13 protein-coding genes, 2 tRNA genes and 3 rRNA genes are annotated in these 20893 nt (G+C 58.2%); 6 read left to right on the top strand and 12 right to left on the bottom strand.

Annotated features, from left to right (window positions below):
* The 3 genes from ACI512_RS13730 to ACI512_RS13720 are packed head-to-tail and all read left to right on the top strand — an operon-like array spanning position 1 to position 3909.
* A complete protein-coding gene (locus tag ACI512_RS13730; RefSeq protein ID WP_236380978.1) occupies positions 1-1428 on the top strand; it encodes an O-antigen ligase in 1428 nt (475 codons plus the stop codon).
* A complete protein-coding gene (locus ACI512_RS13725) occupies positions 1428-2837 on the top strand; it encodes a lipid II flippase MurJ (protein ID WP_236380966.1) in 1410 nt (469 codons plus the stop codon). The genes ACI512_RS13730 and ACI512_RS13725 overlap by 1 nt, the downstream gene beginning before the upstream one ends.
* A gap of 22 nt (positions 2838-2859) precedes the next feature.
* Entirely contained in the window at positions 2860-3909 is a 1050-nt protein-coding gene (locus tag ACI512_RS13720) for an acyltransferase family protein (RefSeq protein ID WP_236380968.1), read from the top strand.
* A 59-nt stretch (positions 3910-3968) separates the two neighbouring features.
* Here ACI512_RS13720 and ACI512_RS13715 read toward each other — a convergent pair whose 3' ends face one another.
* The 5 genes from ACI512_RS13715 to ACI512_RS13695 all read right to left on the bottom strand — a co-directional run bounded on the left by ACI512_RS13715 (position 3969) and on the right by ACI512_RS13695 (position 8958).
* The gene (locus ACI512_RS13715; protein ID WP_043205117.1) at positions 3969-4544 is read right to left on the bottom strand and encodes a DUF4174 domain-containing protein; all 576 of its coding nucleotides are present in this window, start codon (positions 4542-4544) and stop codon (positions 3969-3971) included.
* A 164-nt stretch (positions 4545-4708) separates the two neighbouring features.
* On the bottom strand, positions 4709-5341 hold the full coding sequence (locus ACI512_RS13710; protein ID WP_012723314.1) for a glutathione S-transferase N-terminal domain-containing protein: 633 nt from the start codon (positions 5339-5341) through the stop codon (positions 4709-4711).
* Between the two features lie 12 nt (positions 5342-5353).
* On the bottom strand, positions 5354-5932 hold the full coding sequence (locus tag ACI512_RS13705; RefSeq protein WP_236380971.1) for a GNAT family N-acetyltransferase: 579 nt from the start codon (positions 5930-5932) through the stop codon (positions 5354-5356).
* 69 nt (positions 5933-6001) lie between these two features.
* On the bottom strand, positions 6002-8359 hold the full coding sequence (locus ACI512_RS13700; RefSeq protein WP_236380973.1) for a DNA polymerase II: 2358 nt from the start codon (positions 8357-8359) through the stop codon (positions 6002-6004).
* Positions 8360-8490: 131 nt separating this feature from the next.
* Positions 8491-8958: an SRPBCC family protein gene (locus tag ACI512_RS13695; RefSeq protein WP_064052974.1), complete on the bottom strand. Its 468-nt coding sequence runs from the start codon at positions 8956-8958 to the stop codon at positions 8491-8493.
* Positions 8959-9056: 98 nt separating this feature from the next.
* Here ACI512_RS13695 and ACI512_RS13690 point away from each other — a divergent pair, with 98 nt between their 5' ends.
* Positions 9057-9458 (top strand): GFA family protein, encoded by a 402-nt coding sequence (locus ACI512_RS13690; protein WP_236380975.1) that lies wholly within the window; start codon positions 9057-9059, stop codon positions 9456-9458.
* 1 nt (position 9459) lies between these two features.
* On the opposite strand, the gene mrdA is transcribed toward ACI512_RS13690, so the two are convergent.
* The 6 genes from mrdA to ACI512_RS13660 all read right to left on the bottom strand — a co-directional run bounded on the left by mrdA (position 9460) and on the right by ACI512_RS13660 (position 16871).
* The gene (gene mrdA, locus ACI512_RS13685; protein ID WP_064052973.1) at positions 9460-11352 is read right to left on the bottom strand and encodes a penicillin-binding protein 2; all 1893 of its coding nucleotides are present in this window, start codon (positions 11350-11352) and stop codon (positions 9460-9462) included.
* Between the two features lie 303 nt (positions 11353-11655).
* Positions 11656-11771 (bottom strand): 5S ribosomal RNA (gene rrf, locus ACI512_RS13680).
* A 157-nt stretch (positions 11772-11928) separates the two neighbouring features.
* Positions 11929-14820: ribosomal RNA gene (locus tag ACI512_RS13675) — 23S ribosomal RNA — on the bottom strand.
* A 249-nt stretch (positions 14821-15069) separates the two neighbouring features.
* Positions 15070-15145, bottom strand: a tRNA-Ala gene (locus ACI512_RS13670).
* A 30-nt stretch (positions 15146-15175) separates the two neighbouring features.
* Positions 15176-15252, bottom strand: a tRNA-Ile gene (locus ACI512_RS13665).
* Positions 15253-15334: 82 nt separating this feature from the next.
* Positions 15335-16871: ribosomal RNA gene (locus ACI512_RS13660) — 16S ribosomal RNA — on the bottom strand.
* Together the 16S, 23S and 5S rRNA genes with 2 tRNA genes alongside form the textbook arrangement of a ribosomal RNA operon.
* A gap of 698 nt (positions 16872-17569) precedes the next feature.
* Between ACI512_RS13660 and rhtA the strand changes: the two genes are divergently transcribed.
* Together rhtA and ACI512_RS13650 are read left to right on the top strand one after the other, a co-directional pair.
* Entirely contained in the window at positions 17570-18457 is an 888-nt protein-coding gene (gene rhtA, locus ACI512_RS13655) for a threonine/homoserine exporter RhtA (RefSeq protein WP_122810606.1), read from the top strand.
* 164 nt (positions 18458-18621) lie between these two features.
* A complete protein-coding gene (locus ACI512_RS13650; RefSeq protein ID WP_016980214.1) occupies positions 18622-18903 on the top strand; it encodes a hypothetical protein in 282 nt (93 codons plus the stop codon).
* Between the two features lie 158 nt (positions 18904-19061).
* Here the strand turns inward: ACI512_RS13650 and ACI512_RS13645 are convergent, their stop codons facing one another.
* A complete protein-coding gene (locus tag ACI512_RS13645; protein ID WP_236381265.1) occupies positions 19062-20870 on the bottom strand; it encodes an aminopeptidase P family protein in 1809 nt (602 codons plus the stop codon).
* Between the last annotated feature and the right edge of the window lie 23 nt (positions 20871-20893).

Genomic DNA, 20893 nt, shown 5'->3' with positions numbered 1-20893 from the left:
GTGAACCTGCCCAGTCTCGTCGCGATCCTCTTTGGGCTGCTGTTTGGCGCCCTCGCCCTGCTGCTGTCACCGGCCAAGGCGTTCCTCGCCGTGATCGGCCTGGCCGGGGCAGTGACCATCCTGCGCTTTCCGTTCTGGGGCCTGTTGCTGTTTGCCCTGGTCGCCACGTTCATGCCGTACTCCACCGTCAACCTGGGCATTCGCAGCACCGTCAGCGAAGCCATCCTGGCGCTGACCTGGGGCGCGGTGCTGTGGCACAACTTGCTGACACGCCTGCCCGACCCACCGAGCCTCACCCGCCGCCCCACCGACCAGATGCTGTTGTGGCTGATGCTGTTCAGCGTGTTCCCGTTTATCGTCGGCCAGGTCACCATCCACGCCGACACCAGCGGCGTGGCCAATTGGTTGCGCTGGTTGCTGAGCCTGTCGTCGGTGTTCCTCTGCGCCAAATTGCTGGTGGACCACAAGCACCGCGAATCCCTGGTGATCGCCTTGCTGCTGGGCAGCCTGGCGATGCTGGTGCTGTCGATCGCGGTGTTCGTGCGCACACGCTCCGGGGCCGGTATCGCGCCGATCCTGGCGCTGTTCAATTACGGCAACTTCGACATGCTGAAATTCGGCCTGGAGGCCATGTCTTCGCGCATGGGCTCACCGTGGATGCACCCGAATGCCATCGGCGGGATCATGGCGTTGCTGCTGCCCCTGGCCTTTTGCTTCGGCATGACCGAGCAAGGCTGGAAGCGCGCATTGGGGCTGAGCGTGGCCTGCCTCGGCGCGGCGGCGTTGCTGCTGGCCAGTAGCCGTGGCGCGATGGTCAGCCTGGCGCTGGTGCTGCTGTGGATGGCCACGCGCCGGGTGCCATACACCGGGCGTTTGCTGATGATCGGCGCGGCGCTGACGGTGGCGCTGGTGATCGCGTATCCACCGTTGCAGGAACGCCTGGCGACGATTTTTTCCTCGAGCAACGCCAGTACCGAAGTGCGTTTCGACGAATACCGCATGTTCCCGCAGGCGGTGTTGGCGTATCCGTTCGGCATCGGTTTCAAGGTCGACCCGCCGGTGCCGGGCACCGACTTGTTGGGCATCTCCAACCTGTGGCTGAACTTCATCTACAAGACCGGCATCGTCGGCATGCTGTTCTTTGTGGCGGTGACCGTACGCTGGTGGCGTGAAGCGCGCCCGGACAGCGGCCCGATCCGCCTGACCAAGGACAATGCACTGTGGCTGGGCACCACCGCCGGGATTCTCTCGGCGCTGGTCAGCGGTCTGTTCGACCATTACTTCAGCTTTGCGGTGGTGATGGTTGCGCTGTTCTGGCTGATGGTCGGGATCAATGTGCTGGAGGCGCGGCGACTGTTTCCGGCGCGCCTGCCGCAGGTGAAAAGCGTGGCCGTTCGCGAATCCGCGCTTGATGGCGCGCAGCCCTGATGCTGGGCTCCGCCGTCTGGCTGACGCTGGCGACGCTGCTCGGCCTGTGCCTGGGCTTTGCCCGTGAATGGCTGCTGGTGGCGGCCTGGGGCGCAGGAGAACGCAGCGATGCGTTCCTGATCGCCCTGTTTTTACCGGAGGCGCTGCGCATGTCATTGGCCGGCGGCGTGCTGAGCGCCGCTGCGCTGCCGCTGTACCTGGCGCGCAAGGACAATGAGCGACTAGGCTGGTTGGCGGTGTTGTTCCCGGCGTTGCTGCTGATCGCGCTGGTCACCAGCCTGCTGCTGACACTGTTGGCGCCGTGGCTGGTGCAATTGCTCGGGCCGGGCCTGGCGGCCAGTGCCACGTCGCTCGCCAGCAATAACTTGCAGATTGTCGCCTGGTGCGTGCCGGGGCTGATGCTGCATGCGCTGTTCAGCATTCCTTTGCAGGCCAGCGAACGTTTTGTGCTGGCGGGCTTGGGCTCGTTGTTGTTTAACCTGCCGCCGGTGACCTACCTCGCACTGGCCGGCACCGCCACCCAACCGCATTCGCTGGCGCTGGCCTGTCTAGCGGGCAGCCTGTTGATGCCGTTGGCGCTGTTGCCATCGATGTGGCGCCAGGGCTGGCGGCCGTGGCATTGGCAGCTGTCGTTGGCGCCGCTGCGGGAATTGGGCCAACGCATCGGTCCCTTGTTATTGAGCAATGGTGCCAGCCAAGGATTGGCGTTGATCGAACGGCTGGTGGCGTCGTTACTGGGCGAAGGCGCGGTGACCTGGGTCAACCTGGCGCGCAAGTTGATGAACCTGCCGCTGATTGCGCTGATGAGCCTCAACCAGGTGCTGCTGGGCATGATGAGCCGCCGCCAGGGCGATGAGCGCCTGGCCCTGCTCAAGCGTGGCCTGGAGACCGCCAGCGTGCTGACCCTGCCCGCCGGCGTGGGCCTGGTGGCGGCGGCCCCGAGCCTGGTGGCGTTGCTGCTGCCCGCACAATCGCTGGACTCACCGTTGCCGCTGCTGCTGGCCTGGTTTGCCGTGCCGCTGGTATTCGGCGCCTGGAACGCCCTGCTTGCACGTTATGCCTACGCCGCCGGTGACACACGCCAACCACTGCGCTGCGAGCTGCTCGGTAGCCTGGTCAATGTGCTGTTGCTGGGGGTACTGCCGTTTGTATTCGGGCTGGCGGGCATTCCGTTGGCGGCCCTGGCGGGAGTGCTCTGCACCGCGTTGCTGTTGATGCAACGCCAGGGCTTGCTGGGTGCCCTGCCCTGGGCGCGGCAATGGTTGCTCAGTGGCGTGCTGATGGGCGCGGCGGCGTTGGCGCTGTTTCGGATTGAGGGCGTGTGGCTGCAATTGGGGCTGAGCACCCTGGCCGGCGCCGTGGTGTTGCTCGGGATGGGGCTGTGGCTGAAGCCGTGGCGCAAGGCATGAACGATCGATCGGGACGACTCAGATGAAACATCGCTGGATTCAAATGGATATCGCCAAAGGCATCGGCATCCTGGTGATCGTGTATGCACACAGCTGGTTCGTCGCCACCTCGCCGGACGTGCTGTATCCGATACTGGCGTCGTTCATTTTGCCGTTGTTCTTCTTTTTGTCCGGGGTGTTCTTCAAGCCTGAACAACCCTTTGTGGAGATGGCCGTGCGCAAGGCTGATGGCCTGCTCAAGCCGTTTTTCTTCACCATGCTCACCTATGTGATCGTGCGCAGTATCCTGCGTGGCCAGCCGCTGCTGCCGGATATCGGCGGCGTGCTGTATGCCTCGGTGGACACCATCCCGTGGCAGGCGCTGTGGTTTTTGCCGCACTTCTGGGTGGCGATTCTGTTCAGTTGGGTCGTGCTCCGACTGATCCAGCGCCTGCCGCTGGCCGTGCGTTGCCTGGTAATGCTGGTGCCCTTGCTGATCGGCATCTGGACGCTGCCGTGGTTCTGGCAACGGCCGGTGACCCTGGGCGGTAGCACTTGGGTACTGCCGGGCCTACCGTTCAGCCTGGATATCACCCTGATCAGCAGCACCTGTTTCATCTACGGCTACTTGCTGCGGGACTGGCTGCGCACCCATGCGGGTTCACTGCTGACCCTGTTGGTGTCGGTCGTGCTGTTTGCCGCCGTGTTCCTCTACCGAGGTGACACCATGGACCTGGCGCAGCGTCGCTACGATCACTGGCTGTGGACCAGCCTGCTGGCGGTGATTGGGGTGTACGCGTGCTGGGCGCTGGCGCGGGTGCTGATGGTGTCGGCGCTGATCACGCGCGGGATGACCTACATCGGCCAGTCGACGCTGATCCTGCTGATCTTCCACGGTGAGATCCAACACAAGACCTTCGACCTGATGGAGCGTCTGGGGCTGCCCGCGCTTATCGCGGCCTGCATCGGTTTTGTGGTGGCGGTGGTGGTGCCGTTGTTGATCGGGGAAGTGATCAAGCGGGTGGCGTTCCTGCGGTTTTTCTACTTTCCGTTTCCGGTGCGTAAGGCGGTTGGGGAAAAGGCACCGACTTAAGGACGCAGCGGATCCAACCGTGGGAGCGGCGCCGCAGCTCCCACCTGGAGATTTGTATTTCAGTCGTCGAGGGGCTGAGGGGCTGGCTTGCTGCCGTGCTTGGCAGGCTTGGCGCCCTTGGCTGGCGGCGGTGCTGCAGGTTCAGGTTCCGCGGCGGCGGCGGCTTCTTTTTCAGCCATCGGCATCTGGTCGATAGCGCTGAAAAATTCCTTCAGGTCGAGGGTATCCGGTGGCACGGTCTTCTCGAGTTTCTTCTCGCCGTCCTTGCCCACCAGGATCACCTTGGTGCCGCTGCCCGCACCCAGCTTGAGGGCGCGTATCAGCGCGTTGGTTTCTGGCGGCGTGAGCTTTTTGTTGTCCTTGGGGTCCTTGGCGAACTTCTCGCCTTCGGCACCGATGCTGCCGAACTTCACGGTGTAGAACACCATGCTGCGTTCTTCAAAGGACTGCTTGGTCGCAGGCTCGTCCAACTGTTTCTTGAGGGTCGCCAAGGTGTCGTTGCCGGCATCAAGCTCCACCACCACCAGCGGCCGGGCTTTGCCCAAGTCCTGCTTGAGCGGGTTGATATCATCAGCAGCCAACAGCGGCCCCGTAAAAGCCATCAAGGTAGCCAGGGTCAGCGACCGGATGAGCATGCGCACCTCCTTTAAATTCCATGCAGGGTTCTTGAGTTTCATGTCTGCGACAGTCAAATTCAAGGATGATTCCTACACCACTTTAAGAAAGCGTAGGTCAGGACGCCCGCTACGCAAGGGTTTGGTGGATGTGGCTGTCATTGTTTCCACTGATTGCGGAAACATTATGAGACCTTCCATTCCGGCCAATGCCGAGCAAATACGGGCGCTACGAGGGGGTCGGCATCCACTTGCGCGAGTGTCTGGGCGAAGCCTGGCGCCAGGCCATTCAACGCCTCCCGCGCCTCGTCCCAGCGCGACACTGCAGCCGCCATCAAGCCCAGCGCATTGGGCGCGTTGTTGGCGGCAAACAACTGGTCGGCAAACTGATCGGCGAACACCACCCAGGCCTGGTGCAGGTAGCGCCGGGTACCGGTGACCAGTTGCGCCTGCACCGTTTCGTTGACGTCGCCCAGCCAGCGTTGCGGGTAGTCGATGATGCCTATCGCCGAATAGCAATTGGCAGCGATGTACACCAGGCCGCGAATGATCTGCGCGCGGTTGCCGGCCAATAGGTTAGAAGCGGGAAACTCCAGGCCCAGGTGGATCAGGATCGCGGCGCTTTCCGACAGCACCTGGCCGTCGGGGGTGACAAGGGTGGGCACTTGTTTGAGCGGGTTGATGCGGGCCAGTTCGTCGCTGCCCTCGCCGTCGGCCCAGGAGGCTGCGTCTACCCGGCGCCACGGCACCGCACAGCGCTGCAGGGCGATTTCGATCATGCAGGAGCCGGACTCGTCGATGCCATAAAGCGTGTACATGGGCTTTTCCTCCTAGCGTTGCAGTTTGGCCTGCACGATGGCTTTCACCTGCGGCCATTCCGAATCGATGATGCTGAAGCGCACCGAGTTGCGCTTGCGGCCGTCGGGCATGATGCGTTCGTGGCGCACGATGCCTTCCTGCACGGCGCCGAGCCGCAGGATCGCCGCGCGGGATTTTTCGTTGAGTTCGTCAGTGGTGAATTGCACGCGCACGCAGTCGAGCACTTCGAAAGCGTAGGTCAGCAACAGCAGCTTGGCTTCAGTATTGATGCCGCTTTTCTGCGTGGACAGCGCCAGCCAGGTATGGCCAATTTCCAGCTTGCGATTGACCCGGTCGACCTTCCAGAACCGCGTGCTGCCAACCACTTGGCCGGTATCGCGACGCACTAGGGTGAAGGGGATCATGGTGCCAGCGTCGCGCCCCGCCAAGGCGGTGTCGATGTATTGATCGACGGTGTCCGGGCCCGGTACGTGGGTGACCTTGAGGTTCCACAGTTCGCCATCGGCGGCGGCCTCGAGCAAGGCGGCCTTGTGTGCCCTTTGCAGGGGCAGGAGTTCGACCGTGGTGCCGGTCAGTGTGATCTGGGTCATGGAAGCGGCGCCGTGTCTGGGTCGTCAGTGCCCAAGAGTGCAGGCACTCACACAAACGAGGCAAGCGTTTTAAAACAGGCCCATTTGCCCACCGACCAGGGTGCTGAAATCGTCATTCACGAACGGCAGGATCGCATCGGCCACCGGCTGCAATTGCCGGGTGACGTAGTGGTCGTAGTCGATAGGCGCCTGGCGCACTTCCAACGGTTCCGGGCCGTTGACGCTGATCACGTAGCTGATCCAGCCACCGCGCTGGTATTGGCGCGGCCGGTTCAAGCGGTCGTTGTACTCATCGGCCAGGCGCGCAGCGCGCACATGGGGCGGGACGTTGCGTTCGTAATCATCCAGCCGGCGGCGCAGGCGTTTGCGGTAGATCAGCAACTCATCGAACTCGCCGCTCAAGGTGCGGCGTACGTAGTCGCGTATGTAGTCTTGATGGGGCTGGCGATGGAAGATGCGCTGGTAGAGTTCCTGCTGGAACCGGCGGGCCAGCGGTGACCAGTCGCTGCGTACGGTTTCCAGGCCTTTGTAAACCATGTCTTCGCTGCCATCGCTGCGAACCACCAGGCCGGCGTAGCGCTTTTTGCTGCCCTCCTCCGCGCCACGGATGGTCGGCATGAGGAAGCGCGTGAAGTGGGTTTCGTACTGTAATTCCAAGGCGCTTTGCAGGCCGAATGTGGTGTGCAGGTGCTCGCGCCACCAGTCATTGACGTGCTGCACCAACCCTCGGCCGATGCGGCTGGCCTCCTCCTGGGTGTGCGCGCTGCCGAGCCAGACGAACGTGGAGTCGGTGTCGCCGTAGATCACCTCGTAGCCCTGGGCTTCGACCAGTTCGCGGGTCTGACGCATGATCTGGTGGCCGCGCATCGTGATCGACGAGGCCAGTCGGGTGTCGAAGAAGCGGCACCCGCTGGAACCGAGTACGCCGTAGAAGGCGTTCATGATGATTTTCAGGGCTTGGGACAGCGGTGCATTGTGTTCGCGCTTGGCCACTTCACGGCCCTCGGAGACCCGCGCGACGATGGCGGGCAAACAGTGCCGGGTGCGGGAAAAACGTGCACCACGAAAGCCTTCCACCGAGTTGCTGTCATCGGGGTACTTGAGGCCTTCGATCAGGCCGACCGGGTCGATCAGGAAGCTGCGGATGATCGACGGGTAGAGGCTTTTGTAATCGAGCACCAGCACCGACTCGTAGAGACCGGGGCGTGAGTCCATGACAAAGCCGCCGGGGCTGGCCTGGGGTGGCTTGTCGCCCAGGTTCGGCGCGACGAAGCCTTGGCGGTGCATCAACGGCATATACAAATGGGTGAACGCGGCGACGGAGCCACCGTTGCGGTCGGCCGGCAATCCCGTGACGCTGGCGCGTTCCAGCAGGAATTTGAGCAGTTCGGTCTTCTCGAAAATGCGCGTAACCAGTTCGCAATCCTTGAGGTTGTAGCGCGCCAGGGCGGGCTTGTCCTCGGCGAACATGCGGTTGATCTCGTCCATGCGCTGGTACGGTGTGGAGATGTCCTTGCCCTCACCCAGCAGGGTTTGCGCGACGTTTTCCAGGCTGAAGGATTCGAAGCTCCAGGTGGCCGAGCGCAGGGCTTCGATACCATCAATGATCAGCCGCCCCGCGGCCGCGGCGAAGTAATGGTTGCGGCTGCCGTGCTCGCGCCAGGCCATCGGCTCGTCGCCACGCCCGAGCATGAGCGGCACGTTGAGGCGCTGGGCATGTTCGTGGAGGACGCGCAGGTCAAATTGCACCACGTTCCAGCCGATGATCGCGTCGGGGTCATGCTGGGCGAGCCACTCGTTGAGGCGCTCGAGCAATTGGGCGCGGGTGTCGCAGTAGTCGAGCTTGAAGTCCACCGCGTCAGTTTTGTTCGGCGGGCCGAGCATATACACCTGGCGCTCGCCGCAGCCTTCGAGGGCAATTGAATAGAGATCGCCCTGGGCGGTGGTCTCGATGTCAAGAGACACCAGTTTCAGCGGCGGGCGGTAGTCGGGTGCGGGCTTCATCTGTGCGTCGCAGAGCACACCGCTGACATCGGGCGTGCCGCCAAACCACACGGGCGCAGTGATGAAACGCTCCATCATGTAGCGCTCGGGTGGGCGCACGTCGCCTTCGTAGACATCGACACCCGCGGCGCGCAGGCGCTTTTCCACGTCCATCGCCTGGCGATGCTGACGCGTATACAAGCCCAGGACGGGACGGTGGTGGAAATCGCATAGCTGCAACGGGCGCAATTCGATATCGCGCTCCCCCTTGAGCAGCCAATCCAGCGGCTTGCGATGGGCTTCGGGGACGAACATCACGGAGGTCTGCACGGGTAGGCGGATAAACCTCGGGCCCTGGTCGGTGGCCAGCCAGAAACTGACCTCCGTGCCCGTCGGCGTATCGCGCCAATGCCGGGTCAGGACAAAACCCTGCTGTAAATCCACCGTACCGCACCTCAGGAATCGCTTTCAGGGCGTGATTCTACTCGGCATCCGTGTGCGCAGATCTTAATCTCGTAAATTTGTTGCGAGGCTTCGACAGGAAAAACGGGCATCAACCCTGATGCCCATGGGGATCAGGCCTGGCGGGCCTGGTTCAGGTAGGTTTCGATGTTGCCCATCTGCTCGTCCCACCCACGGGAATTCATCTTGAAGGCCTTTTGCCGACGGGCCTGCGGCACGGCGTCAAAGCCCGATTCGACCACCCTCAGCAGAATGCCCGGCGCTCGGTCTTCAATGGTGAATTCCACCAGTGTCGGGGTTTCCTGGTCGTAGTCGATGCCCTTCTCGACCGCGAAGGGGTGCCACCAGAAAGAGAACAGCGTTTGCGGCAGGATGCGTTCGATTTTGGCCTTCCAGATCACGTGTTCGTACCCCGGATAAGTGATAGGCGCCTCGAGGGTTTGCCCAGCCACGAAGGTTTTGCCTTTTAGAGCGATACCAAACCAGCTGCCGAATTGCTCGGCATCGGTGAGGGCTTCCCACACCTTTTTACGTGACGCGTTGAGCAGGACTTTTCGTTCTATGCGATCTAATACGTGCATAAGTCACCTCCTCCATTGACAGTAGGCGACATCAAATAATGCGCAACCTTAGGTTGTAAGCAATGATGATGACCCCATCCTTGAACCGGCAATACGTTATGACTGACCTATTGAATGGAAGTTGCTTCTGCAAAGGCGTGCGCTATCAGGTAGACGGCCTCGACATGCCCATCAGCCACTGCCACTGCAACAGCTGTCGCAAGGTGCATGCGGCGGCATTCGTGGCGACAGCCGGCGTAATGCGTGAGCACTTTCGCTGGACCCAGGGCGCGGAGCTGTTGGCGTCCTTTGAGTCGTCGCCGGGTAAATTCAGGCATTTCTGCTCGCGCTGCGGCTCACATCTGATGGCGGAGCGTGGGCATCAACCGCACGTCATCGTGCGGGTGGCGACGCTGGATGATGATCCGGGCGCCAGGCCCACCGCGCACATCTGGACAGCCCATGATGTGCCCTGGCTTGTCTATGAGGACGTAGAGCGGTGGGACGAGTGGACGGTTTGATTTAAACTTTTGGGTCTCCAGGCGCTTTGGCCGGCGTCGCATATTGCGGTTTCAAGTGGCCTTCCTGGTCGAGTAACCAGGCGTCCATGATCTGGCGCACGACGGGTCCTGCAACGCGACCACCGGCCTCGCCGTTTTCGATCATTACCGAAATCACGATTTTCGGGTGTTCAGCTGGCGCGAAGCCGACAAACAACGCGTTATCACGATGTCGTTCCAGGGTCTTTTCACGGTTGTAACGCTCGCCCTGTTTGATCGCCACCACTTGCGCCGTACCACTCTTACCAGCGATGCGGTATTGCGCGCCTTGTGCGGCGGCACGCGCAATACCGCGAGGATCGTGCATCACCAACTGCATGCCGTGGTTGACCTGCTCCCAGTCGTGCGGGTTCTTGAGGACTACGTTGGGCATGGGATTTTCGTCCACCGGCGGCACGCCATTAATGGTCTTGGCCAGGTGGGGTCGATTCCATACGCCCTTGTTGGCGATCAACGCGGTGGCTTGGGCCAATTGCAGCGGCGTGACCTGCATATAGCCCTGGCCGATGCCGAGGATCACCGTTTCGCCCGGGAACCACGGTTGACGGCGGGTGGCACGCTTCCATGCCTGGGAAGGCATCAGGCCAGCTGACTCTTCGAACATATCCAGCGACACTTTCTGACCCAGGCCGAACTCAGCCAAGTAGTCGTGCAGGCGGTCGATGCCGAGCTTGTGGGCGAGGTCGTAAAAATAGGTGTCGTTGGAGCGCATAATCGCCGCGTCCATGTCTACCCAGCCGTCACCGCTGTGGTTCCAGTTGCGGTATTTGTGGTCAAAGTCCGGCAGTTGGTAGTAACCGGGATCGAACACGCGGGTTTGGGCGGTGACGACGCCACTGTCCAGGCCGGCGATGGCGACTTCCGGCTTGATGGTCGAGCCAGGCGCATAGAGCCCTCTGAGAACGCGGTTGAACAGCGGTCGGTCGATGGAATCATGCAGCGCAGCATATTCCTTGAAGCTGATACCGGTAACGAACAGGTTCGGGTCAAAGCTCGGCTTGCTGACCATCGCCAGTACTTCACCGGTTTGCGGGTCGAGGGCAACCACTGAACCTCGGCGATCGCCCAAGGCTTCTTCTGCCGCTTCCTGAAGATGGACGTCGAGGCTCAGGACGATGTTTTTGCCGGGAATCGGGTCGGTGTGCTTGAGCACGCGAAGTACGCGGCCCTGGGCATTGGTCTCGACTTCCTCATAGCCTACGTGGCCATGCAACTCGGACTCGTAGAAGCGCTCAATACCGGTCTTGCCGATGGACTGGGTACCGCGGTACTCCACCGAGTCGAGGGCTTTGGATTCTTTCTCGTTGATCCGTCCTACGTAACCGATCGAATGGGCAAAGTGAGCGCCCAAGGGGTAGTGGCGAACGAATTGCGGTTCTACGTCTACCCCAGGCAGACGGAATTCGTTTACGGCCAGCAGCGCGATCTGCTCTTCGGTGAGTTCATAAAACAATGTCACAGGCACGAAAGGGTGACGCGCCTGTTTCAGCGCCTTGTCGAATACAGCGCGGTCTTCGGCGGGCAGATGCAGCAAGTTGACGATGGCGTCCAGTTCGCCCTTGAGGTCGGTGGTGCGCTCACGGGTGATGGTCAAGTTGTAGCTGGGACGGTTATCGGCCAATACGACGCCATTACGGTCATAGATCAACCCCCGCGTCGGCGTGATGGGCAGCACGTGAACGCGGTTGTTCTCGGAAATCGTGGAGTGGTAGTCGAACTGTACGACCTGCAGGAAGTACATACGCCCCACCAGGGCACAGGTGATGCCAATCACGAGCAATGCGCAGGCGAGCAGGCGCTTGTTGACCAGGCGGTTCTCTTTTTCGTGATCCTTGATCGTTATCGGTTCAGGCATTTCTACAGCATCTCGTTGAAGAAGGTCGACGCCGCGTCCTGCGGATGAAATATCAATCCCTGTGAAAATGTGCTGCACCATACCAAAAATGCAGAAACACTTTGTATCCATTTGCCCAACGGCAGGTTGGAGCATGATTTGGGAGGCCGTAAAGGGTAGGCGTGGGTTCTTGAAGATACCGTATTCACAGACGATGCCGGATTGCTTGAAGCCAACAGAGGAAGCGTGGAATTGTCACGCCCGTTTTTCGACCGCCCAAAACAAAACCCCATCTGCTTTCGCAAATGGGGTTTCGGAATTTAATCTTGACGATGACCTACTCTCACATGGGGAAACCCCACACTACCATCGGCGATGCATCGTTTCACTACTGAGTTCGGGATGGGATCAGGTGGTTCCAATGCTCTATGGTCGTCAAGAAATTCGGGTACTGAGTCGTGGCCAGCTGGCCTCGCTTCAGCAAATTGGGTATGTGATAGCTTTCGGTGCTTTGTGAGCGTCGAACTTTCGGTTCATTTCGTCTTCACACACCGCAATCTGATGCTCGTTAGAGTAGTCAAATTGCTTGGGTGTTATATGGTCAAGCCTCACGGGCAATTAGTATTGGTTAGCTCAACGCCTCACAGCGCTTACACACCCAACCTATCAACGTCGTAGTCTTCGACGGCCCTTCAGGGAACTCAAGGTTCCAGTGAGATCTCATCTTGAGGCTAGTTTCCCGCTTAGATGCTTTCAGCGGTTATCTATTCCGAACATAGCTACCCGGCAATGCCACTGGCGTGACAACCGGAACACCAGAGGTTCGTCCACTCCGGTCCTCTCGTACTAGGAGCAGCCCCTCTCAAATCTCAAACGTCCACGGCAGATAGGGACCGAACTGTCTCACGACGTTCTAAACCCAGCTCGCGTACCACTTTAAATGGCGAACAGCCATACCCTTGGGACCGGCTTCAGCCCCAGGATGTGATGAGCCGACATCGAGGTGCCAAACACCGCCGTCGATATGAACTCTTGGGCGGTATCAGCCTGTTATCCCCGGAGTACCTTTTATCCGTTGAGCGATGGCCCTTCCATACAGAACCACCGGATCACTAAGACCTACTTTCGTACCTGCTCGACGTGTCTGTCTCGCAGTCAAGCGCGCTTTTGCCTTTATACTCTACGACCGATTTCCGACCGGTCTGAGCGCACCTTCGTACTCCTCCGTTACTCTTTAGGAGGAGACCGCCCCAGTCAAACTACCCACCATACACTGTCCTCGATCCGGATAACGGACCTGAGTTAGAACCTCAAAGTTGCCAGGGTGGTATTTCAAGGTTGGCTCCACGCAGACTGGCGTCCACGCTTCAAAGCCTCCCACCTATCCTACACAAGCAAATTCAAAGTCCAGTGCAAAGCTATAGTAAAGGTTCACGGGGTCTTTCCGTCTAGCCGCGGATACACTGCATCTTCACAGCGATTTCAATTTCACTGAGTCTCGGGTGGAGACAGCGCCGCCATCGTTACGCCATTCGTGCAGGTCGGAACTTACCCGACAAGGAATTTCGCTACCTTAGGACCGTTATAGTTACGGCCGCCGTTTACCGGGGCTTCGATCAAGAGCTTCGCGTTAGCTAACCCCATCAATTAACCTTCCGGCACCGGGCAGGCGTCACACCCTATACGTCCACTTTCGTGTTTGCAGAGTGCTGTGTTTTTAATAAACAGTCGCAGCGGCCTGGTATCTTCGACCGGCATGAGCTTACGGAGCAAGTCCTTCACCCTCACCGGCGCACCTTCTCCCGAAGTTACGGTGCCATTTTGCCTAGTTCCTTCACCCGAGTTCTCTCAAGCGCCTTGGTATTCTCTACCCAACCACCTGTGTCGGTTTGGGGTACGGTTCCTGGTTACCTGAAGCTTAGAAGCTTTTCTTGGAAGCATGGCATCAACCACTTCGTTAACTAAAAGTTAACTCGTCATCAGCTCTCGGCCTTAAGATCCCGGATTTACCTAAGATCTCAGCCTACCACCTTAAACTTGGACAACCAACGCCAAGCTGGCCTAGCCTTCTCCGTCCCTCCATCGCAATAACCAGAAGTACAGGAATATTAACCTGTTTTCCATCGACTACGCTTTTCAGCCTCGCCTTAGGGACCGACTAACCCTGCGTCGATTAACGTTGCGCAGGAAACCTTGGTCTTTCGGCGTGGGTGTTTTTCACACCCATTGTCGTTACTCATGTCAGCATTCGCACTTCTGATACCTCCAGCAAGCTTCTCAACTCACCTTCACAGGCTTACAGAACGCTCCTCTACCGCATCACTTACGTGATACCCGTAGCTTCGGTGTATGGTTTGAGCCCCGTTACATCTTCCGCGCAGGCCGACTCGACTAGTGAGCTATTACGCTTTCTTTAAAGGGTGGCTGCTTCTAAGCCAACCTCCTAGCTGTCTAAGCCTTCCCACATCGTTTCCCACTTAACCATAACTTTGGGACCTTAGCTGACGGTCTGGGTTGTTTCCCTTTTCACGACGGACGTTAGCACCCGCCGTGTGTCTCCCATGCTCGGCACTTGTAGGTATTCGGAGTTTGCATCGGTTTGGTAAGTCGGGATGACCCCCTAGCCGAAACAGTGCTCTACCCCCTACAGTGATACATGAGGCGCTACCTAAATAGCTTTCGAGGAGAACCAGCTATCTCCGAGCTTGATTAGCCTTTCACTCCGATCCACAGGTCATCCGCTAACTTTTCAACGGTAGTCGGTTCGGTCCTCCAGTTAGTGTTACCCAACCTTCAACCTGCCCATGGATAGATCGCCCGGTTTCGGGTCTATTCCCAGCGACTAGACGCCCTATTAAGACTCGCTTTCGCTACGCCTCCCCTATTCGGTTAAGCTCGCCACTGAAAATAAGTCGCTGACCCATTATACAAAAGGTACGCAGTCACCCAACAAAGTGGGCTCCCACTGCTTGTACGCATACGGTTTCAGGATCTATTTCACTCCCCTCTCCGGGGTTCTTTTCGCCTTTCCCTCACGGTACTAGTTCACTATCGGTCAGTCAGTAGTATTTAGCCTTGGAGGATGGTCCCCCCATATTCAGACAAAGTTTCTCGTGCTCCGTCCTACTCGATTTCATGACTAAGAGATTTTCGCGTACAGGGCTATCACCCACTATGGCCGCACTTTCCAGAGCGTTCCGCTAATCTCAAAGCCACTTAAGGGCTAATCCCCGTTCGCTCGCCACTACTAAGGGAATCTCGGTTGATTTCTTTTCCTCAGGGTACTTAGATGTTTCAGTTCCCCTGGTTCGCCTCTTAAGCCTATGTATTCAGCTTAAGATAACCATCTTATGATGGCTGGGTTCCCCCATTCAGACATCTCCGGATCAAAGTCTGTTTGCCGACTCCCCGAAGCTTTTCGCAGGCTACCACGTCTTTCATCGCCTCTGACTGCCAAGGCATCCACCGTATGCGCTTCTTCACTTGACCATATAACCCCAAGCAATCTGGTTATACTGTGAAGACAACATTCGCCGAAAATTCGAATTTCTCAACTAAGAGAACTCACAAATTTTACCTTAGCCTGATCCGTTACCAGTGAAAGTAACGTTCAGTCTATCTTTCTATCACATACCCAAATTTTTAAAGAACGATCTAATCAAAGACTAGAAATCAACATTCATCACCGTCTGGGTGGAATGCTCATTTCTAAGCTTTCAAAACTTTCAGAAGCAGTAGTGGTGGAGCCAAACGGGATCGAACCGTTGACCTCCTGCGTGCAAGGCAGGCGCTCTCCCAGCTGAGCTATGGCCCCGTATTTCTACAGGCGTTTCCCACACAAAATTGGTGGGTCTGGGCAGATTCGAACTGCCGACCTCACCCTTATCAGGGGTGCGCTCTAACCAACTGAGCTACAGACCCAATTTCGGGCTGCTTCTTATCGTCTTCTTCAATGAATCAAGCAATTCGTGTGGGAACTTATGGAGCAGCTGATGTCGTCGATTAAGGAGGTGATCCAGCCGCAGGTTCCCCTACGGCTACCTTGTTACGACTTCACCCCAGTCATGAATCACACCGTGGTAACCGTCCTCCCGAAGGTTAGACTAGCTACTTCTGGTGCAACCCACTCCCATGGTGTGACGGGCGGTGTGTACAAGGCCCGGGAACGTATTCACCGCGACATTCTGATTCGCGATTACTAGCGATTCCGACTTCACGCAGTCGAGTTGCAGACTGCGATCCGGACTACGATCGGTTTTATGGGATTAGCTCCACCTCGCGGCTTGGCAACCCTCTGTACCGACCATTGTAGCACGTGTGTAGCCCAGGCCGTAAGGGCCATGATGACTTGACGTCATCCCCACCTTCCTCCGGTTTGTCACCGGCAGTCTCCTTAGAGTGCCCACCATTACGTGCTGGTAACTAAGGACAAGGGTTGCGCTCGTTACGGGACTTAACCCAACATCTCACGACACGAGCTGACGACAGCCATGCAGCACCTGTCTCAATGTTCCCGAAGGCACCAATCTATCTCTAGAAAGTTCATTGGATGTCAAGGCCTGGTAAGGTTCTTCGCGTTGCTTCGAATTAAACCACATGCTCCACCGCTTGTGCGGGCCCCCGTCAATTCATTTGAGTTTTAACCTTGCGGCCGTACTCCCCAGGCGGTCAACTTAATGCGTTAGCTGCGCCACTAAGAGCTCAAGGCTCCCAACGGCTAGTTGACATCGTTTACGGCGTGGACTACCAGGGTATCTAATCCTGTTTGCTCCCCACGCTTTCGCACCTCAGTGTCAGTATCAGTCCAGGTGGTCGCCTTCGCCACTGGTGTTCCTTCCTATATCTACGCATTTCACCGCTACACAGGAAATTCCACCACCCTCTACCATACTCTAGTCAGTCAGTTTTGAATGCAGTTCCCAGGTTGAGCCCGGGGATTTCACATCCAACTTAACAAACCACCTACGCGCGCTTTACGCCCAGTAATTCCGATTAACGCTTGCACCCTCTGTATTACCGCGGCTGCTGGCACAGAGTTAGCCGGTGCTTATTCTGTCGGTAACGTCAAAACAATCACGTATTAGGTAACTGCCCTTCCTCCCAACTTAAAGTGCTTTACAATCCGAAGACCTTCTTCACACACGCGGCATGGCTGGATCAGGCTTTCGCCCATTGTCCAATATTCCCCACTGCTGCCTCCCGTAGGAGTCTGGACCGTGTCTCAGTTCCAGTGTGACTGATCATCCTCTCAGACCAGTTACGGATCGTCGCCTTGGTGAGCCATTACCTCACCAACTAGCTAATCCGACCTAGGCTCATCTGATAGCGCAAGGCCCGAAGGTCCCCTGCTTTCTCCCGTAGGACGTATGCGGTATTAGCGTCCGTTTCCGAACGTTATCCCCCACTACCAGGCAGATTCCTAGGCATTACTCACCCGTCCGCCGCTCTCAAGAGAAGCAAGCTTCTCTCTACCGCTCGACTTGCATGTGTTAGGCCTGCCGCCAGCGTTCAATCTGAGCCATGATCAAACTCTTCAGTTCAAACATCTTTGGGTTTTTAAGAAACCCTAAACTTGGCTCAGCAATCGTTGGTTACATCTTTGATTTCTCGCGGAGTAACTTGTGATGCTGATAATCTTGTTGACTATCAGTCTGACTCCACAAGCACCCACACGAATTGCTTGATTCAGTTGTTAAAGAGCGGTTGGTTAAGATCTTTCGTCTCAACCGAGGCGCGCATTCTACAGCAGCCTCATTTGCTGTCAAGTGATTATTTTCAGAAGTTTTCGAAGATTTCTTCAACAACTTCAACCACTTGCGCTTCCGATCTCTCGTTAGCGGGAGGCGAATTCTACAGCGTTACACGCTGCTGTCAACACCTCTTTTTCTCCGCTTTCGACCGAGAGGATCGAAACGTTAATAGAGCCAAACAACACTGCTCTACCAACTCCTTCTGGGCTTCGATGAACTGAAGCAACTCGCTGTCGAATCCTGCTTAACTCTTTGTTTACCAAGGAGTTTTCCGTTTCGACTGCGCCGGAAGTGGGGCGAATTATAGACTTCCAGAATCTGCCGTCAACCCTTAATTTGCTTTTTCTATCAAAGGACCTGAAAACCGCCAACATGGCCCCTTAAAGGGTGTCGGAAAGGATAATTGAGCACTATATTGCTCAATAGCAAACACTTAAGCATCATAGCGCCCACGCTTCTATCAATATGACCTCGGACAAACACTTCCAATGACCACCTCCCCCCGCAGCCTGGCCTCGACATTGTTCCCCGTCGGCCTGCTGTTGATCGCCATGGCTTCCATCCAGTCCGGCGCCTCGCTGGCCAAGAGCATGTTCCCTATCGTCGGCGCACAAGGCACCACAGCCCTGCGTCTGATTTTCGCCAGCGTTATCATGCTGCTTCTCCTACGTCCTTGGCGCGCCAAGCTGACGACCAAATCCCTGCGCACCGTCATCGTTTATGGGATGGCACTGGGTGGCATGAACTTCCTCTTCTATATGTCCTTGCGCAGCGTGCCTCTGGGTATTGCGGTCGCCCTCGAATTTACCGGGCCGCTTGCCGTAGCCATCTATGCCTCTCGACGCGCAGTAGACTTCCTGTGGATTGTCCTCGCAATTATCGGCCTTCTCCTACTCATCCCCATGGGGGAAGCCAGCAGTGGCATCGACTTGCTCGGTGCTGGTTACGCGTTGGGGGCTGGTGTCTGCTGGGCGCTCTACATTCTATATGGGCAGAAAGCCGGTAATGACAACGGCGTCCAGACCGCCGCTCTTGGCGTGATGATCGCCGCATTGTTCGTCGCGCCTATCGGCATCGTCCATGCGGGCAGCGCATTGCTGACGCCTGCACTGATTCCGGTCGCGATCGGCGTCGCCATTCTGTCCACGGCTCTGCCTTACACGCTGGAAATGGTGGCACTGACGCGCCTCCCCGCCCGCACCTTCGGCACCCTGATGAGCATCGAACCCGCTTTCGGAGCTGTTTCCGGCCTGCTATTCCTACATGAGCACTTATCCATCGCTCAGTGGCTGGCAATCACCTGCATCATTCTGGCCTCCGTAGGTGCCACAGTGACGATGCGCAGCGAGTCAAAGCCGTTGGTTCCAGCGGATTGAATTCTGTTTGAATGTAGCTCTGGCATTTAGCACGCATTTAGGCCATGTTTAAGCCGCAAACGAATGTCATTCATGGAGAATTTCGACAAGGACAGCGCGAACGCTACACCCGAGAGCGAGTAGAGCCTGCCTCTAACATTGCGAGGCGGCTATTAAGGATAGGAATGAAGCGAATTTTGATACTGTTAATGGTCATGGCCATTGCTGGCTGCGCCGCGACCACCAAGACAGAAGTAAAACGTGGCAAAAAAGGGCTGCATATCAACTGTTCCGGCTTGTCCTCTTCCTGGGACCAGTGCTACACCAGTGCAACCAACTCCTGCGGCGCCAAGGGTTACCGGGTAATCGCAAAGTCCGGTGACAACTCCGAGGAACCAGGGGATTACCCCTTCGGCCTCAACCCTGCCGGCTACACCAGCCGCAGCATGATCGTCATCTGCAAGTAATCGCTCGAGCAGTCTCCCTGACTGCTCCTATTAAAGGCCAGATACACATTCGGCTCTTCGTTGACGCCAATTCATGCGGTATCGGCGACAGCCGGCCCCAGGCGAGGGCGTCGACTCTATGGCCGACGCCCTCGCCCAGGCTCCTGAACCGCAGCCGATCAGATAGCGGCGGTGCGTACCTGCAACCACTCCAGCGCGGCACCGCTGAGCAACGGGCTCAAACGCTCACGCACGTGCGCGTGGTAAGCGTTGAACCACTCACGCTCATCCGCCGTCAGCAGCGACGGTTCCAGGCAGCGGGTATCGATCGGACACAAGGTCAGGGTTTCAAACTTGAGAAACTCACCGAACTCGGTCTCGCCCGCTTCGCGGTTCAGCACCAGGTTCTCGATGCGCACGCCCCAACGGCCCGGACGGTAAGTGCCCGGCTCGATGGAGGTGATCATCCCCGGCTGCATGGCCGTTTGCGGCGCGGTGGCGGCCTGATAGGCAATCACTTGCGGACCTTCATGCACATTGAGGAAATACCCTACGCCATGCCCGGTACCGTGGCCATAGTCCACGCCTTCAGCCCAGATCGGCGCGCGGGCAATGGCGTCCAGCAGCGGCGACAGAATTCCCTTAGGGAAATGTGCACGGGACAAGGCGATCACGCCCTTGAGTACGCGGGTGCAATCACGCTTCTGCTCGTCACTCGGCGTACCGATAGGCACCATCCGCGTGATATCCGTGGTGCCGCCCAGGTACTGGCCACCTGAATCGATCAGCAACAGGCCATCACCTTCGATCAGCGCATGTTCTTCTTCAGTGGCGTGATAATGCGGCATCGCACCATTGGCGTTATACGCGGCGATGGTGTTGAAACTCAGCGACACATAACCGGGGCGACGGGTGCGCGCCGCAGTCAGGTGTTCGTCAATGGTCAGCTCGGTGATGCGCTCGCGGCCCAGTGCACTGTCCAGCCAAGCGAAAAATTCGCACAGCGCCGCGCCATCCTGCTCCATGGCTTGGCGGATATGCTCCGCATCGGCCAGGCTCTTGCGGGACTTGGCCAATGTGGTCGGGTTGAGTCCTTCGACCAGCTTGACGCCCGCATCGAGGTTTTCCAGCAAGCCCGCGGTGACGCGAGCCGGGTCGACCTGCAAACTGGCGCCTGCCGGTACCGCGCGCAATGCGCCAGCCACTTCGCTATAGTCGCGCAGCGTCACGCCATCTTGCTCCAGCACGCCCTGCAGTTGCGCATCGACTTTGCTCAGCGCCACAAACAGCGTGGCCTGCTGCTGATTGATCAAGGCAAAGGACACAAACACCGGGTTAAACGAAACGTCTCCGCCGCGCAGGTTGAACAGCCAGGCGATGTCATCCAGGGTGGCGATGAAGTGCCAATCGGCGCCCTTCTCTTTCAAGGCGGCGCGCAGTGAGGCGAGTTTTTCACCACGGCTGACGGTGGCTTGCGGTGGCAGGTGCGGATAGATCGGTTGGTTCGGCAACGCCGGGCGGTCCCGCCAGACTTCATCCAGAAGATCGATATCAGTACGCAAGCGCGCACCACGCTCCGCTAACTTACCGCCTAGAGTGCGCGCCGAGGCCACGGCCATCACTGCACCGTCGACCGCAACGACACCCCCTTCCGGCGTTTGCTCGGCCAGCCATTCCAGCGGACCGGGTTGACCCGGCTGCAGCTTGACCAATTCGATGCCGCTGCCCTTGAGCTCCTTGCTCGCCTGTTCCCAGTAGCGGCTATCGGCCCACACACCGGCGAAGTCCGCGGTGACAATCAATGTCCCCACCGAACCATGAAAGCCCGACAACCATTGCCGCCCCTGCCAGTAACCCGGCAAGTATTCGGACAAGTGCGGGTCGGCCGACGGCACCAGCAGGGCGTGAATGCCCTCACGGCTCATCAGTTCACGGGTATGCGCCAGGCGCTGGGGTACCGTTCCATGGGTCAAGGGCTGCGTACTCATTGTGTCTCCTGCTAACCACGAAT

The organism is Pseudomonas petroselini, from assembly GCF_045037875.1.
Taxonomy (GTDB): domain Bacteria; phylum Pseudomonadota; class Gammaproteobacteria; order Pseudomonadales; family Pseudomonadaceae; genus Aquipseudomonas; species Aquipseudomonas petroselini.
The sequence above is the reverse complement of the archived record's forward strand: the minus strand, read 5'-3'. Positions and strand labels throughout refer to the sequence as shown.

What these genes read in the sequence shown, in the direction of transcription:
- ACI512_RS13725 (WP_236380966.1), top strand. Translation starts at nt 1,428, where the DNA reads ATGCTGGGCTCCGCCGTCTGGCTGACGCTGGCGACGCTGCTCGGCCTG.
- ACI512_RS13720 (WP_236380968.1), top strand. Translation starts at nt 2,860, where the DNA reads ATGAAACATCGCTGGATTCAAATGGATATCGCCAAAGGCATCGGCATC.
- ACI512_RS13715 (WP_043205117.1), bottom strand. Translation starts at nt 4,544, where the DNA reads ATGCTCATCCGGTCGCTGACCCTGGCTACCTTGATGGCTTTTACGGGG.
- ACI512_RS13710 (WP_012723314.1), bottom strand. Translation starts at nt 5,341, where the DNA reads ATGTACACGCTTTATGGCATCGACGAGTCCGGCTCCTGCATGATCGAA.
- ACI512_RS13705 (WP_236380971.1), bottom strand. Translation starts at nt 5,932, where the DNA reads ATGACCCAGATCACACTGACCGGCACCACGGTCGAACTCCTGCCCCTG.
- ACI512_RS13695 (WP_064052974.1), bottom strand. Translation starts at nt 8,958, where the DNA reads ATGCACGTATTAGATCGCATAGAACGAAAAGTCCTGCTCAACGCGTCA.
- ACI512_RS13690 (WP_236380975.1), top strand. Translation starts at nt 9,057, where the DNA reads ATGACTGACCTATTGAATGGAAGTTGCTTCTGCAAAGGCGTGCGCTAT.
- mrdA (WP_064052973.1), bottom strand. Translation starts at nt 11,352, where the DNA reads ATGCCTGAACCGATAACGATCAAGGATCACGAAAAAGAGAACCGCCTG.
- rhtA (WP_122810606.1), top strand. Translation starts at nt 17,570, where the DNA reads ATGACCACCTCCCCCCGCAGCCTGGCCTCGACATTGTTCCCCGTCGGC.
- ACI512_RS13650 (WP_016980214.1), top strand. Translation starts at nt 18,622, where the DNA reads ATGAAGCGAATTTTGATACTGTTAATGGTCATGGCCATTGCTGGCTGC.
- ACI512_RS13645 (WP_236381265.1), bottom strand. Translation starts at nt 20,870, where the DNA reads ATGAGTACGCAGCCCTTGACCCATGGAACGGTACCCCAGCGCCTGGCG.